Consider the following 14,078-nt stretch of genomic DNA (forward strand, 5'->3'; position numbering starts at 1 on the left):
GTCAGACTGGGACCCGTGAGACACGTCATCGCCCTCGATGTGGGCGGCACCGGGATGAAGGCCGCCCTCGTCGGGGCGGACGGCACGCTGCTCTACGAGGCCCGGCGCGCCACCGGCCGCGCGCGCGGGCCCGAGGCCGTCGTCGCGTCCATCCTCGGCTTCGCCGCCGAGCTGCGCGAGCAGGGCCTGCAGCGCTACGGAACCCCCGCCTCCGCGGCCGGCGTCGCCGTCCCCGGCATCGTCGACGCCGGCCGCGGCATCGCCGTCTACGCCGCCAACCTCGGCTGGCGCGACGTCCCGCTGCGCGCCCTGCTCAGCGAGCGCCTCGGCGGCCTGCCCGTCGCCCTCGGTCACGACGTGCGCACCGGGGGCCTCGCCGAGGGCCGGATCGGCGCCGGCCGCGGTGCCGACCGGTTCCTGTTCGTGCCCCTCGGGACCGGCATCGCCGGCGCCATCGGCATCGGCGACGCCATCGAGGCCGGCGCCCACGGGTACGCCGGCGAGATCGGCCACATCGTGGTCCGCCCCGGCGGCGTGCCCTGCGGCTGCGGCCAGCGCGGCTGCCTGGAGCGGTACGCCTCCGCCTCCGCGGTCTCCGCCGCCTGGGCCGAGGCCTCCGGCGACCCGGACGCCGACGCCGCCGACTGCGCCAAGGCCGTCGAGTCCGGCGACCCGGCCGCGGCCCGCGTCTGGCGGACCGCCGTGGACGCGCTCGCCGACGGCCTGGTCACCGCGCTCACCCTGCTCGACCCCCGCACGCTCATCATCGGCGGCGGCCTCGCCGAGGCCGGCGAGACCCTGTTCGCGCCGCTCCGGGCCGCCGTCGAGGAGCGGGTCACCTTCCAGAAGCTGCCCGCCGTCGTCCCGGCGGCCCTCGGCGACACCGCCGGATGCCTCGGCGCGGGCCTCCTCGCCTGGGACCTCCTCGCGGCCGACAATTCTCCCCGAACCCCCCACGACCCGGAGGTCTCCGCCTGATGGCCGCTCGCAAGGTTCTCGCCGGGGCACGCGTCGTGCTGCCGACCGGGATCGTCGACAACGGACGGGTGATCGTGGAGGGCGGCCGCATCGCGGGCTCGGCGCCCGCCGACACGCCCGCACTCGACCTCTCCGGCCACTGGCTCGTCCCCGGCTTCGTCGACATGCACAACCACGGCGGCGGCGGCGCGTCCTTCACCTCCGGCACCGTCGACGAGGTCCTGCACGGCGTCCACACCCACCGGCTGCACGGCACCACGACCACCGTCGCCTCGTTCGTCACCGGCGACATGGACTTCCTCACCCGCCGCGCCGGACTGCTCTCCGAACTCGCCGAGCAGGGCGACCTCGCCGGCATCCACTTCGAGGGCCCGTTCATCTCCCCCTGCCGCAAGGGCGCCCACGACGAGAGCCTGCTGCGCGACCCCGACCCCGCCGAGGTCCGCAAGCTCGTCGACGCGGCGCGCGGACAGGCCCGGATGGTCACCCTCGCCACCGAACTGCCCGGCGGCCTCGACTCCGTACGGCTGCTCGCCGACCACGGCGTGATCGCCGCCGTCGGCCACACCGACGCCACGTACGAGCAGACCGTCGCGGCGGTCGACGCCGGCGCCACCGTCGCCACCCACCTCTACAACGCGATGCCCGGCCTCGGTCACCGCGCGCCCGGGCCGATCGCCGCGCTCCTGGAGGACGAGCGGGTCACCGTCGAGCTCATCAACGACGGCACCCACCTGCACCCGGCCGCCCTGGAACTGGCGTTCCATCACGCGGGCCCGGCGCGCGTCGCGTTCATCACCGACGCCATGGACGCGGCCGGCTTCGGCGACGGCCGCTACATGCTCGGCCCGCTGGAGGTCGAGGTGAAGGACAGCGTCGCCCGGCTCGTCGAGGGCGGGTCCATCGCGGGCTCGACGCTCACCCTCGACCGGGCGTTCAAGCGCGCGGCGACGGTCGACCGGCTGCCCGTCGAGTCGATCGTGCAGGCCGTCTCCGCCAACCCGGCCCGCCTGCTCGGCCTGGACGACCGGGTCGGCTCCCTCGAACCCGGCAAGGACGCCGACCTCGTCGTCCTCGACGAGGACTTCGAGCTCAAGGGTGTGATGCGGAAGGGCGCCTGGGTGGTTGAACCCCAACTGGGCTGATTTCGGTGCAACTTAGGTGACGGCGGTCGGCACAGGGTCTGGGCTGACCGCCTTCTCTTTGGCATGATCAGGGCGCGAAACAGCATTCGGGCAGGACAGACAGCGCTTTCCAGGGGGGTGCGGCAGGTGATTCTCACGGTCACGCTCAATACCGCGCTCGATCTGACGTATCGCGTGCCCGCGCTGACCCCGCACGCCTCGCACCGCGTCACCCACGTCCTCGAACGGCCCGGCGGCAAGGGCGTCAACGTCGCCCGGGTGCTCGGCGCGCTCGGCCACGACACCGTCGTCACCGGCTTCGCCGGCGGCCCCAACGGCGCGGTGCTGCGCACCCTGCTCGCCCGCTGCCCGGTGCGCGACGCGCTCGTCCCCATCGGCGGCAACACGCGCCGCACGCTCGCGGTCGTCGACGACACCACGGGCGACACCACCCAGCTGAACGAACCGGGCCCGACGGTCACCCCCGAGGAGTGGTCCGCCTTCCTGCACCGGTACGGCGAACTCCTGCCCGCCGCCGAGGCGGTGGCTCTGTGCGGCAGCCTCCCGCCGGGCATCCACGTGGGCGCGTACGCGGAGCTGATCCGCACCGCGCGCGGCGCCGGGGTGCCGGTGCTGCTCGACACCAGCGGGGAACCGCTGCGGCGGGGCATCGCGGCCCGGCCGGACATCGTCAAGCCCAACGCGGAGGAGCTGGCCCAGCTCACCGGCGCCCGCGAGCCGGAGCGCGCCGCGCGCGACGCCCGCCGGCGCGGGGCGCACGCGGTCGTGGCCTCCCTGGGCGCGGACGGCCTGCTGGCGGTCACCGCCTCGGGCCTGTGGCAGGCGCCTCCGCCCGCCACCGTCAAGGGCAACCCGACGGGCGCGGGCGACTCGGCCGTGGCCGGCCTGCTGTCCGCCCTGGTCGACCGGCTGCCCTGGCCGGACCGCCTGTCGCGGGCGGTCGCGCTGTCGACGGCGACGGTGCTGTCGCCGACGGCCGGCGAGTTCGAGCGGGAGACGTACGAACGCCTCCTGCCGCAGGTAGCAGTACAGACCCAGGCCCCCGCGGCCTGACCCGGGCGGCCGTCCCGGGGCGGGACGGGCGCCCCCGACGTCGTCAAGGGAGCCGCCCGCATGCCCCTCGTCCGCACCGGCGAACTCGTTTCCGCCGCCCGCGCCGCCCGCCGGGGCCTGGCCGCGTTCAACGTCATCACCCTGGAGCACGCCGAGGCCGTCGCCGCCGGCGCGGAGCGGGCCGGCGCGCCCGCGGTGCTGCAGGTCTCCGAGAACGCCGTGAAGTTCCACGGCGGCCGCCTCGGGCCGCTCGCCGCCGCGGCGACCGCCGTGGCCCGCGCCTCGTCCGCCCCGCTCGCGCTCCACCTGGACCACGTCGAGTCCGTGGACCTCCTGCGCCAGGCCCACGCCGAGGGCTTCGGCAGCGTCATGTTCGACGCCTCGCGGCTGAGTTACGGGGACAACGTCAAGGCCACCGCGGACGCGGTCCGCTGGGGCCGTGAACGCGGGATCTGGGTGGAGGCCGAGCTCGGCCGGGTCGGCGGAAAGGAGGGCGAACCGCCGCTCGACGCACACGCCCCCGGCGTCCGCACGGACCCGGCGGAGGCGGCCGCGTACGTCGCCGACACCGGCGTGGACGCGCTCGCCGTCGCCGTCGGCTCCTCGCACGCCATGACCGAGCGCACCGCCGCCCTCGACCACGGCCTGATCACCGCCCTGCACGACGCGGTCCCGGTCCCGCTGGTCCTGCACGGCTCCTCCGGCGTCCCGGACGACGAGATCCGCGCGGCCGTCGCCGCCGGCATGACGAAGATCAACGTCGGCACGGCCCTGAACACCGCCTACACCACCGCCGTCCGCACCCACCTGACCGAGGACACCACGAGCGTCGACCCCCGCAAGTACCTGACAAAGGCCCGCGAGGCCATGACCGAGACGGTCACGGCCTTCCTGCGCCTGATGTGAGAAACGGGTGGCGCCCCACCAGGGGGCGCCACCCGTTCACTCCGCCGGTCCCGGGACCGTCAGGGCTGGTCCTTCGTGATCTTCAGCCAGTCGAAGATCGCGTCGCACTGGTTCCCCTGCTCGCAGGAGATCTTGATCGTGTTCATGCCCTTCTTGAGAGTCACCGGCGCCCAAGTGGTCTGCCAGTTCTTCTCCCAGTTCGGGTCCGAGGAGCGGATGAAGTTCTTCAGGCCGATCGGATTGCTGTTCGGCTTGTCGTTGACCGACAGCGTCGCGTTGGCGTCCTTCGCGGGGATCGCGTACCGCACCGACAGGTAGTACGGTCCGGCCTGCTCCACCTCGGCCTGCCAGGTGACCGAGGAGCCGAGGGCGTTGAACCCGGTCACGTACGCGCCGTCCGCGCCCTCCGCGCCCTTGATGTCCTTGGCGAGGGCCGCGGAGCCGCCGAGCTTGAGGGTGGCGGCGTCCTGCTGGGGGAGCTGCTGCGGGGTCTCCTTGTCGGTGGGTTCGCCGGTCGGGCTCTCCTGGACGGCCGTCGGCGCGCCGGTCGACGGCGTCCCGCCGCCGGCCGCCGGGTCCTTCTCGTCGCCGTTGGTGAGGATCGCCACGGTGATGCCGATCACCACGACCGCGACGACCGCGATCGCGCCGAGCAGCAGCCCCTTGGTGTTGGGCCCGCGGCCGCCGCCCCCGCCCGCGCCGCCGCGCTGCGGCGGGATCGTGGTCTGGCGGGTGGGCGCGCCGCCGGGGTACGTCTCGGGCGCGGCGTACTGCGCGTTCGGCTGGCCGTACGCCTGGTGCGGCACCTGCGCGTGGCCGCCGTACTGGCGCTCGCCGACCGCCCTGACCTGGTTGTACGAGGTCCTCGGGACGCCCGGCTGCGCGGCGGCGGGCCCGGGGTAGCCGTAGCCGCCCTGGCGGGGCGACTGCGCGCCCGCGGCCTGGCCGTCCGCGTAGAGGTAACCGAACGGATCGTCGTCCTCGGGCGTGTTCGCGCCGTTGGTACCGGCAGCCATCCCCGTCACTCCTATCCATGCTCGCCAGCCGTCGCCGACCGGGCGAGCCTACCCCGAACGGGCCACCCCCCGATGCGGTCCTTGACTTCGGAGCAGCTTCCGCGCAGCCCTATCCCGCCCGTCGCTGGACCTTGGCGCGGGATCGTTTCTCGATGTACATCCGCTGGTCGGCGGAGTTCAGCACTTCCTCCACGGTCATGCCGCACTCGGCCCAGCCGATGCCGAAACTCGCACCCACCCGTACGGCCCTGCCGTCCACCCGGATGGGCGGAATGATCGCGTTCCGCAGCCGTACGGCCAGGTCGGCGGCGTCCGCCGCGCCGAGCCCGTCGGCGAGGACGACGAATTCGTCACCCCCGAGCCGGGCGACGGTGTCGCCGTCGCGCACGCCGGTGGTGAGCCGGCGCGCGACCTCGATGAGGACGGCGTCGCCGGTGTGGTGCCCGAACCGGTCGTTGATGGACTTGAAGCCGTCGAGGTCGCAGAAGAGGACCGCGAGCCCCTTGGTGCCGTCGTCCACGTCTCCCCCGGCGGGGGCGACGGTGTGGACGTGGTGGTCGTAGGGCCCGCCGCCGGGCGGGTCGAAGTCGAAGCCGTCGGAGCGGAAGCCGTGCTCGGCCCCGGAGCCGTACGTGTCGAAGCCGGGCTCGTCGTACGAGCCGTTCTCGTAGGAGCCGCCCTCGTAGGAGGGGTCGTCGTGCCGCCGGCCGGGGCCGCCGTACGCCGGACGGCCGTCGGACGCGGAGGCGGCGCGCACCCCGCCGGGCCGTTCGCAGAGCCGCGCGCTGAGGCGGGCCCGCAGCTCGGCGCTGTTGGGCAGGCCGGTGAGGGCGTCGTGCGAGGCGCGGTGGGCGAGCTGGAGCTCGTGCCGCTTGCGTTCCTCGATGTCCTCGACGTGGGTGAGCAGGAAGCGCGGTCCGTCGGCGGTGTCGGCGACGACGGAGTTCCGCAGCGAGACCCACACGTACGTGCCGTCGCGGCGGCCGAGCCGCAGCTCGGCGCGGCCGCCCTCGGCGGAGGTGCGGAGCAGGGTGCCGATGTCCTCGGGGTGGACGAGGTCGGCGAAGGAGTAGCGGCGCATGACGGAGGCGGGGCGGCCGAGCAGCCGGCAGAGCGCGTCGTTGGTGCGGAGCAGCCGGCCGTGCTGGTCGCCGCCGAGTTCGGCGATGGCCATGCCGGAGGGGGCGTACTCGAAGGCCTGGCGGAACGACTCTTCACTGGCCCGCAGCGCCTGCTGCTCGCGTTCGAGCCGGACCAGGGCCCGCTGCATGTTTGCTCGCAGGCGCGCGTTGCTGATCGCAATCGCCGACTGGGAGGCGTACATCTGCAGGGCCTCGCGCCCCCAGGGGCCGGGGTGCCGCCCGTTGCGGGGGCGGTCGACGGAGATGACGCCGAGGAGCTCGCGGCCGCTGCCGGAGGCGTACATGGGCGCGTAGAGGCGGTCCTGGGGGTGCCACTCGTCCTCGAAGCGCGGGGCGGGGCCGTCGGTGTGCCACTGGGGGACGTCGTCCTCCATGAGCACCCAGCCCTCGGTGTGCGGTATGAACCGCAGGTCGCCCCAGGCCTCGCCCATGCTCAGGCGGCGGTCCCAGGAGGCGCGGGAGCCGACCCGGCCGGTGATGAGCGCTTCGGCGGCGGGGCTGCCGGCGAAGGCGGCGACGACGAGGTCTCCGTCGGCGCGGACGAGGTTCACGCAGGCCAGCTCATAGTTGAGGCCCCGGACGACGCCTTCGGCGACGGTCTGCAGGGTGTCCGCCAGGCTGCGGGCAGTGTTGAGGTCGGCCACGACCTGGTGCAGCTGCCGCAGGGTCGCAAGACGGACGTACGGCTCCGACTCGGTCTCCATCGCTCGCTCTCCCCGAGACCTCGACAGCAACTCCAGGGTTCTCATCGGCACTCGTGCTGCATTGTCTCCGCCACTGAATCACAGGGAGCTGTGCACCCGGTACACAGGGTCAACAATTACTCGGCTCTGTGACTCAAGTCACATACGGCACCACCAGGCGTCACACGGACACGGGAGCGCTCCCCCTTCTTCTGCAACGCAAATCCACCACGGGGCCGGTGTCCGGCGCGCCGCTTTGCGCCGGGCCGCGTCATATGCCTGCCGGATGTGTCCGACGGCGGACCTAGGACCCGGCTGGTCCCCTGGCCCGATGCCCGGCCCGGGCGGCCGGAGCTAGCGTCGGCGTGTGTTGCAGACGAGCCCCGCCCCGCGTACCGCCTCCCCCACCCCCGGCATCCCCCATGCTGAGGGGGTGAGCAACGACGAGTTCCGGGCGGCGATGTCCCGGCTGGCCTCCGGCGTGGTGCTGGTCACCGCGCACGATCCGGAGGACGGCCCGCGCGGCGAGGACGTCGGCATGACGGCCACCGCCTTCATGTCCGTCTCGCTCGACCCGCCGCTGGTCCTGGTGAGCCTGCGCAACGGCTCCCGCATGGACGACCTGCTGGCGGAGGTGCCGACCTGGGCGGTGTCGCTGCTCTCGGAGAGCCAGCGGCACGTGGCCGGGCGGTTCGCGATGAAGGGCCGGGTCAGCGACCGACTGCTGTTCGCGGACGTGCCCTGGACGCGTGGCGAGGCCAGCGGCGCGCCGCTGATGGGCGGGGCGCTGGCGACGCTGGAGTGCCGGACGGAGAACCGGGTGCTCGCCGGCGACCACACGCTGGTCATCGGCCGCGTGCTGACGGCGGCTCTGCCGACGGCGGACGGCGGCCCGCTGACGTACTTCCGCGGCCGGTACCGCCACCTGGGCTGAGCCCGACGGCGTCAACGGTCCCCGTCCCCTACCAGTCCCGCCCCTGGCGCCCGCGCTTGGTCTCGGCGCGCTGCTTCTTCTCCCGCAGCCGGCGCTCGTTGATGCCGCGCGGGATCCGCGTCGGGCGGCGCGGCTTCGGCGGCGGGGCGGTCGCCTCCGCCAGCAGGGCCGCGAGCCGCACGGCCGCCGTCTCGCGGTTGCGCCACTGGGAGCGGTGCTCGGAGGCCCGTACGGTCAGGACCCCGCCGACCAGGCGGGACGCGAGCCGCTCCAGGGCGCGTTCCTTCCACACCGGCGGCAGCGCCTGCGTCGCGGCGAGGTCGAAACGCAGTTCGACCTGCGAGTCGCTGGTGTTGACGTGCTGCCCGCCGGGACCGGACGACCTGGAGAAACGCCACATCAGCTCGGCCTCCGGCAGGGAGACCGAACCACGGATGACGTAGGGCCCGGACATGTCCTCCATGTTCCCCGCAGCGGCCCCCATGCGTCACCCTGTTTTCCACAAGCGCCCCACTCCCGTGGAACCGGCGCGGCGCCGTCCGCGTTATCCCGTGTGACGACACCAGGAAGAGCACGAAGAAAGGGACTTCCCATGGCTGTAAGCCTGTCCAAGGGCGGCAACGTCTCCCTCTCCAAGGAGGCGCCGGGTCTGACCGCCGTCACCGTGGGCCTCGGCTGGGACGTCCGTACGACCACCGGCACCGACTTCGACCTCGACGCGTCCGCCATCGGCGTCGACGCCACCGGCAAGGTCGCCTCCGAGGCGCACTTCGTCTTCTTCAACAACAAGTCCACGCCGGACCAGACCATCGTGCACACCGGTGACAACCGCACCGGCGAGGGCGGCGGCGACGACGAGCAGATCAACGTCAACCTGGCCGCGCTGCCGGCGAACGTCGACAAGATCGTCTTCCCGGTCTCCATCTACGACGCGGTCTCCCGCGCGCAGAACTTCGGCCAGGTGCGCAACGCGTACATCCGCGTCATCAACCAGGCCGGCGGCGCCGAGATCGCCCGCTACGACCTCAGCGAGGACGCGGCCGTCGAGACCGCCATGGTCTTCGGCGAGCTCTACCGCAACGGCGCGGAGTGGAAGTTCCGCGCGGTCGGCCAGGGCTACGCCTCCGGCCTGGAGGGCATCGCCCGCGACTTCGGCGTCAACATCTGACCGACGCCCCCCGCACATCACGTCAGGGCCCCGGTGCACGGGTGCCGTCGCTCGACCGACAGCACCCGTAGGCACCGGGGCCCTGCCCCTGCCCGCGCACAAACCCGGGACTAGTCCTCGGGGCTCCTGGGCTTGCCGTCGCCGTACAGCCACACGTCCCAGATCTCGTCCAGGCTCTCCCCCGCCACGGTCTCCGCGTAGGCGGTGAAGTCGGCCGTGGAGGCGTTGGCGTGACGGTGCTTCGCCGCCCAGCCGCGCAGCAGCGCGAAGAAGGCGTCGTCGCCGACCGCCCGGCGCACCTTGTGCAGCACCATCGCGCCCCGCCCGTACACCGGCGCGTCCGAGATGTTCTCCGCGGAGGGCGGTTCGGCGGGCGGGAAGGCCCAGTTGGCCTCGTCGGCGAAGGCGTCCTCGAAGCTGTCCTGCGCCGGGGTGTCCTCGAAGTCCTCCGCGTACAGCCACTCCGCGTACGTGGCGAAGCCCTCGTTCAGCCACATGTCCCGCCACGACTCGGGCGTGACGGAGTCGCCGTACCACTGGTGGGCGAGTTCGTGGACGAGGGTCGCGGTGTCGAACGCGGTGCGCGGGAACACCGGGCGCGTCTGGGTCTCCAGGGCGTAGCCCAGGTCCCCGGGCCGGTCGACGATCGCCCCGGCGGCGGAGAACGGGTACGGGCCGAAGTTCTCGGCCTGCCAGTCGAGCAGTTCCGGGATCCGGGCCAGCAGCGCGTCCGCCTCCGCGTCGGCGGCGGACGGGTCGATCGCGGTGACCACGGGCAGGCCGGCGGACGTCCCGGCGCGGACGCTGCCGGTGTGCGTCCGGAACGTGCCGATGGCGACGGTGGCGAGGTAACTGGCCATGGGCTCCGGGCTGTTCCAGACGGTCGTGGTCCGGCCGTCCGCGGTGCGCTCGGAGACCGGGCGGCCGTTGGAGACGGCCTTCAGCCCGGCGGGGACGGTGAGCGTGACGGTGTACGTGGCCTTGTCGGAGGGGTGGTGGTTGCCGGGGAACCAGGCCATGGAGCCGGTGGGTTCGCCGACCGCGAGCGCTCCGTCGGCGGTGGGCAGCCAGCCCTCCTCGGAGCCGTCCGGGTCGGTGACGGTCTCGGGGACCCCGGAGTAGACGATCCGCGTGCGGAAGACCTCGCCCTTGTCGAGGTCCGCGCGCGGCCGGAGCGTCAGCTCCTTGCCGGCCCGCCGGACGGCGGCCGGCGCGCCGTCGACGGTGGCGGCGCGGACGGTGAGGCCGGCCAGGTCGAGGTTGAAGGCGCTGAGGTCCTGGGTCGCGGTGGCGGTCAGTTCGGCGGTGGCGTCGATCCGCCGGGTCTTCGGGTCGTAGGCGAGGGCCAGGTCGTAGTGCGTCACGTCGTACCCGCCGTTGCCGAGCTTCGGGAAGTACGGGTCGCGCAGCCCGGCCGCGCCGGGCGTCCCGTCCACCCCCGCGTCGCCGCAGCCGGACAGGAGCAGCAGCACCGCGACGACGGGCGCCGCCCGCGCGGCGGGGCGGCGCGGGCGGAGGACGTGACGGGGTTCCACCCGCCGATCCTAGGGGGTGTCCTGTCGATCAGGCCGGATCAGCGAGCGGCGTCCGGTGCCGTGCATCGCAAGGCGGAGGAGGGAGGCGACGCGATGGGGTCCCCCCGCGCGAGCGAAGCCGAGCGTGGGGGAGTCGGCGACCGACGACAACGCGGCTGGGGGTCCCCCCGCGCCTTCCGGGCAGCGGGGGGAGCGGTGCCAGACGCCGGGAGCCCGGCATGGCCGACGAGACACCCCCTGGGCGGGGCGGACGGGCGCGCGCTACCGCGCGGCGCGCAGGAGCGCGGCGATGCCGGTGAAGCCGCGGCGTTCGGCGTGGGCGAGCGGGGTGACGCCGTCGCCGTCCGGCAGGCCGGGCGTCGCGCCGTGGGCGAGCAGCAGTTCGACGATCTCGGCGTGGGCGCGGCCGCCGTCGCCGAGGATCACCGCCTCCAGCAGGGCCGTCCAGCCCAGGTCGTTGACGTGGTCGACGTCGATCGCGGTCTCGGCCAGCAGCGCCCGCACGTACTCGACGTGCCCGCGCTCGCAGGCCGGGATCAGCGCGATCCCGCCGAACCGGTTCCGCAGCGTCAGGTCCGGTCCGGCCGGCAGCAGCACCCGCATCATCGCGACGCTGCCGGTCACGCCGGTGACCAGCCAGGCGCTGTCGTGCCGGCTGTCCTGCGCGTCCGGGTCGGCGCCGGCGTCGACCAGGACGTGGGCGGCGGCCACGTGGTCGCCGAGGGCGGCGAGCAGCAGCGGGGTGCGCAGCTCCTCGTCGCGGGTCTCGACGGCGGCGCCGTCGGCGAGCGCGGCGCGCACGCCCTCGGCGTCGCCGCGGCGGGCGGCGTCGAGCAGGCGCCGGTTCGCTTCGTTCCTGGCCATGGCCGCCCTCCTCAGGCGTACGCGAGCGTGGGCACGGGGCCGGTGGCGTCCCGTTCGGGGGGCCGGAACGCCACCGGGGTCATCGGGCCGTTCCCGCTTACTTGTCGAGGGCGGCGACGCCCGCGCGGGCGAACTTCTCGTCCAGGTCGCCGCTCGGGGCGCCGGCCACGCCGATGCCGGCGATCGGCGCGCCCTTGACCTGCACCGGCGCACCGCCGCCGAGGAACAGGGTGCCCGGGATGTCCCTCAGGTTGGGGGCGTTCTCCAGGCGCTTGACCAGCTCGGAGGTCGGCGCGTTCCAGGAGACCGCGGTGTACGCCTTCTTCTCGGCGGACTCGTACGACTGCGGGCCGGCGCCGTCGCCGCGCAGGGTGACGAGGGTGTTGCCGTTGCGGTCGACGACCGCGACGGAGACGCGCTGGTTCTCCGCCTTCGCGGCGTCCAGGGCGGCCTGCGCGGCCTCGGTGGCGGCCTCGATCGTCAGGTGCGTGCTCTGCACGAGGTTGTCGTTGGCGACGTCGGCCTTCATCGCGACGGCGGGGGCGGCGGCCGGGGCGGAGGCGTTCGCGGAGACGGCGCCGAAGGTGCCGGCGGCGACGACGGCGGCGGTGGCGGCGCCGATCCAGAGCTTCTTCTTCATGGTGGGGCTCCTTCGAGTCCTCGGGTCCTCAGCGGCGGGATTCGTTCGCTTCGAGATCCATGCTGGTGCCGCCGGCCGCCCCGGACGGTCCTCGGACCGGCTGCCCTCGGCGCGCGGGACGGTGGACGCCGGGGTCAGCCGATCGGCTGATGCCGCACTGGTCCGCCCGGGTCACCATGGATGCGTACCACCAGGTCGGACGCGGTCACGCGGCTGTGGAAAGGTCAGGGATGGAGCACGATCCGGACGCCCGCTGGCTGGCGCGCGTCATGCACCTCGCGTTCTTCCTGCTGCTCGGCGCCTCGCTGGTCCGGTACCTGATCCGGCACCCCTGGGAGGACCGCAGCGCCTGGATCATCGCGCTCACCGGCGCGCTGGCCTCGCTGTACCTGCTCGGGCCGGTGCTCGGCACCCGTGCGACGCCGCGGCGGATCGCCTGGCTGGTGACGGTGGTCGCGGTGTGGGTGGTGCTCGTGGTGCTCGCGCCGAGCTTCGCCTGGTGCGCGGTGCCGCTGTTCTACACCGGGCTGCGCACCCTGCCGCCGCGCGCCGCGCTCGTCCTCGTCACGCTGCTGACCGCCTTCGTGGTGGCCGCCCAGGTCCAGCTGGGCGGCTGGGACCCGAACCTGCTGGTCGCGCCGCCCGCCGTGGCGGCCATCGCCACCGCGGTCTTCGTCCACATGCAGCGGCAGGCCGACCGGCAGCGGACCCTGATCAACGACCTGATCCGCACCCGGCGCGAACTCGCCGCCATCGAACGCCGCGAGGGCACCCTCGCCGAGCGCCAGCGGCTGTCCATGGAGATCCACGACACCCTCGCGCAGGGCCTGTCCAGCCAGCAGATGCTGCTCCAGGCCGCCGACCGCACCTGGGACAGCGACCCGCGGACCGCGCGCCGGCACGTCCGCACCGCCGAGTCGATCGCCGAGCACAACCTCGCCGAGGCCCGCCGCTTCGTCCACGACCTCGCCCCCGCGGACCTCGCGGAGGGCGGCGGCCTGGAGGAGGCGCTGCGGCTGCTCGCGGCCCGCGAGTCGGCGGGCTTCCGGGTCGACGGCACGCCCCTGCCCGTGCCGGAGCGGGTGCAGTCCGCGCTGCTGCGGATCGCGCAGGGCGCGCTCGCGAACGTCCGCGAGCACGCCGCGGCGACCTCCGCCGCGCTGACCCTCACGTACCTCGACGACCAGGTCGTCCTCGACATCGCCGACGACGGCCGCGGCTTCGAACCGGACCGCACCGGGCGGTCCGGCGTGCGCGGGCACGGCCTGCCCGCGATGCGGGCGCGGGTGCGCCAGCTCGGCGGGGCGCTCACCATCGAGTCGGCCCCCGGCGAGGGCACCGTCCTGTCCGCCGCGATCCCCCTGGAGACCCACGAGTGACTTCCGAGAAGCCGGTACGCATCCTCCTCTGCGACGACCACGTGGTCGTCCGCGCCGGCCTGCTCGCGCTGCTGGGCAGCGCCGACGGCATCGAGGTCGTCGGCGAGGCCGGCAGCGGCGAGGAGGCCGTCGCGACGGCCGCGAAACTGCGGCCGGACGTGGTGCTGATGGACCTGCAGCTGGGGCCGGGCATCGACGGCGTGGAGGCGACCCGCCGCATCGCCTCGCCGGACGTGCACGTGCTGGTCCTGACCACGTACGACACCGACGCGGACATCACGCGCGCGATCGAGGCGGGCGCGACGGGCTACCTGCTGAAGGCGGAGCGCCCGGAGGAGCTGTTCTCGGCGATCCGCTCGGCCGCGCAGGGCCGTACGACCCTGTCCGCCCCGGTCGCCAGCCGGGTCATGGACCGCATGCGCGGCGCCGCCGGGCCCTCGCTGACCGACCGCGAGCGCGACATCCTGGCCCAGCTCGCGCAGGGCCTCGGCAACCGCGAGATCGCCCGCGCGCTGTTCATCAGCGAGGCCACGGTGAAGACGCACCTCGGCCGCATCTACGCGAAGCTCGGCGTGGACACCCGCGCGGGCGCGGTGGCCGTGGCGAAGGAGAAGCGGCTGCTGCCGTAGCGCCTC

14 protein-coding genes are annotated in these 14,078 nt (G+C 74.1%); 8 read left to right on the forward strand and 6 right to left on the reverse strand.

Going from position 1 to position 14,078, the window contains the following annotated elements:
• Nucleotides 1-15: 15 nt before the first annotated feature.
• The 4 genes from ACNJ93_RS14195 (at nt 16) to ACNJ93_RS14210 (ending at nt 4,082) form a co-directional block, all read left to right on the forward strand.
• Nucleotides 16-978, forward strand: coding sequence for an ROK family protein (locus ACNJ93_RS14195; protein WP_418957776.1), 963 nt, complete (start codon nt 16-18; stop codon nt 976-978).
• Nucleotides 978-2,123, forward strand: a complete 1,146-nt coding sequence (gene nagA / locus ACNJ93_RS14200) for an N-acetylglucosamine-6-phosphate deacetylase (protein ID WP_418957777.1) — start codon at nt 978-980, stop codon at nt 2,121-2,123. The genes ACNJ93_RS14195 and nagA overlap by 1 nt, the downstream gene beginning before the upstream one ends.
• Before the next feature lie 126 nt (nt 2,124-2,249).
• A complete protein-coding gene (locus tag ACNJ93_RS14205; RefSeq protein WP_418957778.1) occupies nt 2,250-3,176 on the forward strand; it encodes a 1-phosphofructokinase family hexose kinase in 927 nt (308 codons plus the stop codon).
• A 60-nt stretch (nt 3,177-3,236) separates the two neighbouring features.
• Nucleotides 3,237-4,082, forward strand: a complete 846-nt coding sequence (locus ACNJ93_RS14210; protein ID WP_418957779.1) for a class II fructose-bisphosphate aldolase — start codon at nt 3,237-3,239, stop codon at nt 4,080-4,082.
• A gap of 59 nt (nt 4,083-4,141) precedes the next feature.
• Here the strand turns inward: ACNJ93_RS14210 and ACNJ93_RS14215 are convergent, their stop codons facing one another.
• Nucleotides 4,142-5,098, reverse strand: coding sequence for a CBM35 domain-containing protein (locus ACNJ93_RS14215; protein WP_418957780.1), 957 nt, complete (start codon nt 5,096-5,098; stop codon nt 4,142-4,144).
• Nucleotides 5,099-5,207: 109 nt separating this feature from the next.
• Complete coding sequence (cdgB, locus tag ACNJ93_RS14220; protein WP_418957781.1) at nt 5,208-6,944, reverse strand: diguanylate cyclase CdgB; 1,737 nt, start codon at nt 6,942-6,944, stop codon at nt 5,208-5,210.
• Nucleotides 6,945-7,290: 346 nt separating this feature from the next.
• Between cdgB and ACNJ93_RS14225 the strand changes: the two genes are divergently transcribed.
• On the forward strand, nt 7,291-7,857 hold the full coding sequence (locus ACNJ93_RS14225; protein WP_418957782.1) for a flavin reductase family protein: 567 nt from the start codon (nt 7,291-7,293) through the stop codon (nt 7,855-7,857).
• Nucleotides 7,858-7,885: 28 nt separating this feature from the next.
• Here ACNJ93_RS14225 and arfB read toward each other — a convergent pair whose 3' ends face one another.
• Nucleotides 7,886-8,320: an alternative ribosome rescue aminoacyl-tRNA hydrolase ArfB gene (arfB, locus tag ACNJ93_RS14230; protein ID WP_418961405.1), complete on the reverse strand. Its 435-nt coding sequence runs from the start codon at nt 8,318-8,320 to the stop codon at nt 7,886-7,888.
• 129 nt (nt 8,321-8,449) lie between these two features.
• Between arfB and ACNJ93_RS14235 the strand changes: the two genes are divergently transcribed.
• The gene (locus tag ACNJ93_RS14235; protein WP_418957783.1) at nt 8,450-9,025 is read left to right on the forward strand and encodes a TerD family protein; all 576 of its coding nucleotides are present in this window, start codon (nt 8,450-8,452) and stop codon (nt 9,023-9,025) included.
• A 110-nt stretch (nt 9,026-9,135) separates the two neighbouring features.
• Here ACNJ93_RS14235 and ACNJ93_RS14240 read toward each other — a convergent pair whose 3' ends face one another.
• The 3 genes from ACNJ93_RS14240 to ACNJ93_RS14250 form a co-directional block, all read right to left on the reverse strand.
• Complete coding sequence (locus tag ACNJ93_RS14240) at nt 9,136-10,560, reverse strand: M1 family metallopeptidase (protein WP_418957784.1); 1,425 nt, start codon at nt 10,558-10,560, stop codon at nt 9,136-9,138.
• Nucleotides 10,561-10,821: 261 nt separating this feature from the next.
• Nucleotides 10,822-11,424: an ankyrin repeat domain-containing protein gene (locus tag ACNJ93_RS14245; protein ID WP_418957785.1), complete on the reverse strand. Its 603-nt coding sequence runs from the start codon at nt 11,422-11,424 to the stop codon at nt 10,822-10,824.
• A 97-nt stretch (nt 11,425-11,521) separates the two neighbouring features.
• Nucleotides 11,522-12,064, reverse strand: coding sequence for a GlcG/HbpS family heme-binding protein (locus ACNJ93_RS14250; protein ID WP_418957786.1), 543 nt, complete (start codon nt 12,062-12,064; stop codon nt 11,522-11,524).
• 230 nt (nt 12,065-12,294) lie between these two features.
• Here ACNJ93_RS14250 and ACNJ93_RS14255 point away from each other — a divergent pair, with 230 nt between their 5' ends.
• Together ACNJ93_RS14255 and ACNJ93_RS14260 are read left to right on the forward strand one after the other, a co-directional pair.
• On the forward strand, nt 12,295-13,443 hold the full coding sequence (locus ACNJ93_RS14255; protein WP_418957787.1) for a sensor histidine kinase: 1,149 nt from the start codon (nt 12,295-12,297) through the stop codon (nt 13,441-13,443).
• Nucleotides 13,440-14,072: a response regulator gene (locus ACNJ93_RS14260; RefSeq protein ID WP_418957788.1), complete on the forward strand. Its 633-nt coding sequence runs from the start codon at nt 13,440-13,442 to the stop codon at nt 14,070-14,072. Before ACNJ93_RS14255 ends, ACNJ93_RS14260 begins: the two co-directional genes overlap by 4 nt.
• Nucleotides 14,073-14,078 lie beyond the last annotated feature (6 nt).

Origin of the sequence: Streptomyces tritici (assembly GCF_048500665.1) — a bacterium.
Taxonomy (GTDB): Bacteria; Actinomycetota; Actinomycetes; order Streptomycetales; family Streptomycetaceae; genus Streptomyces; species Streptomyces tritici.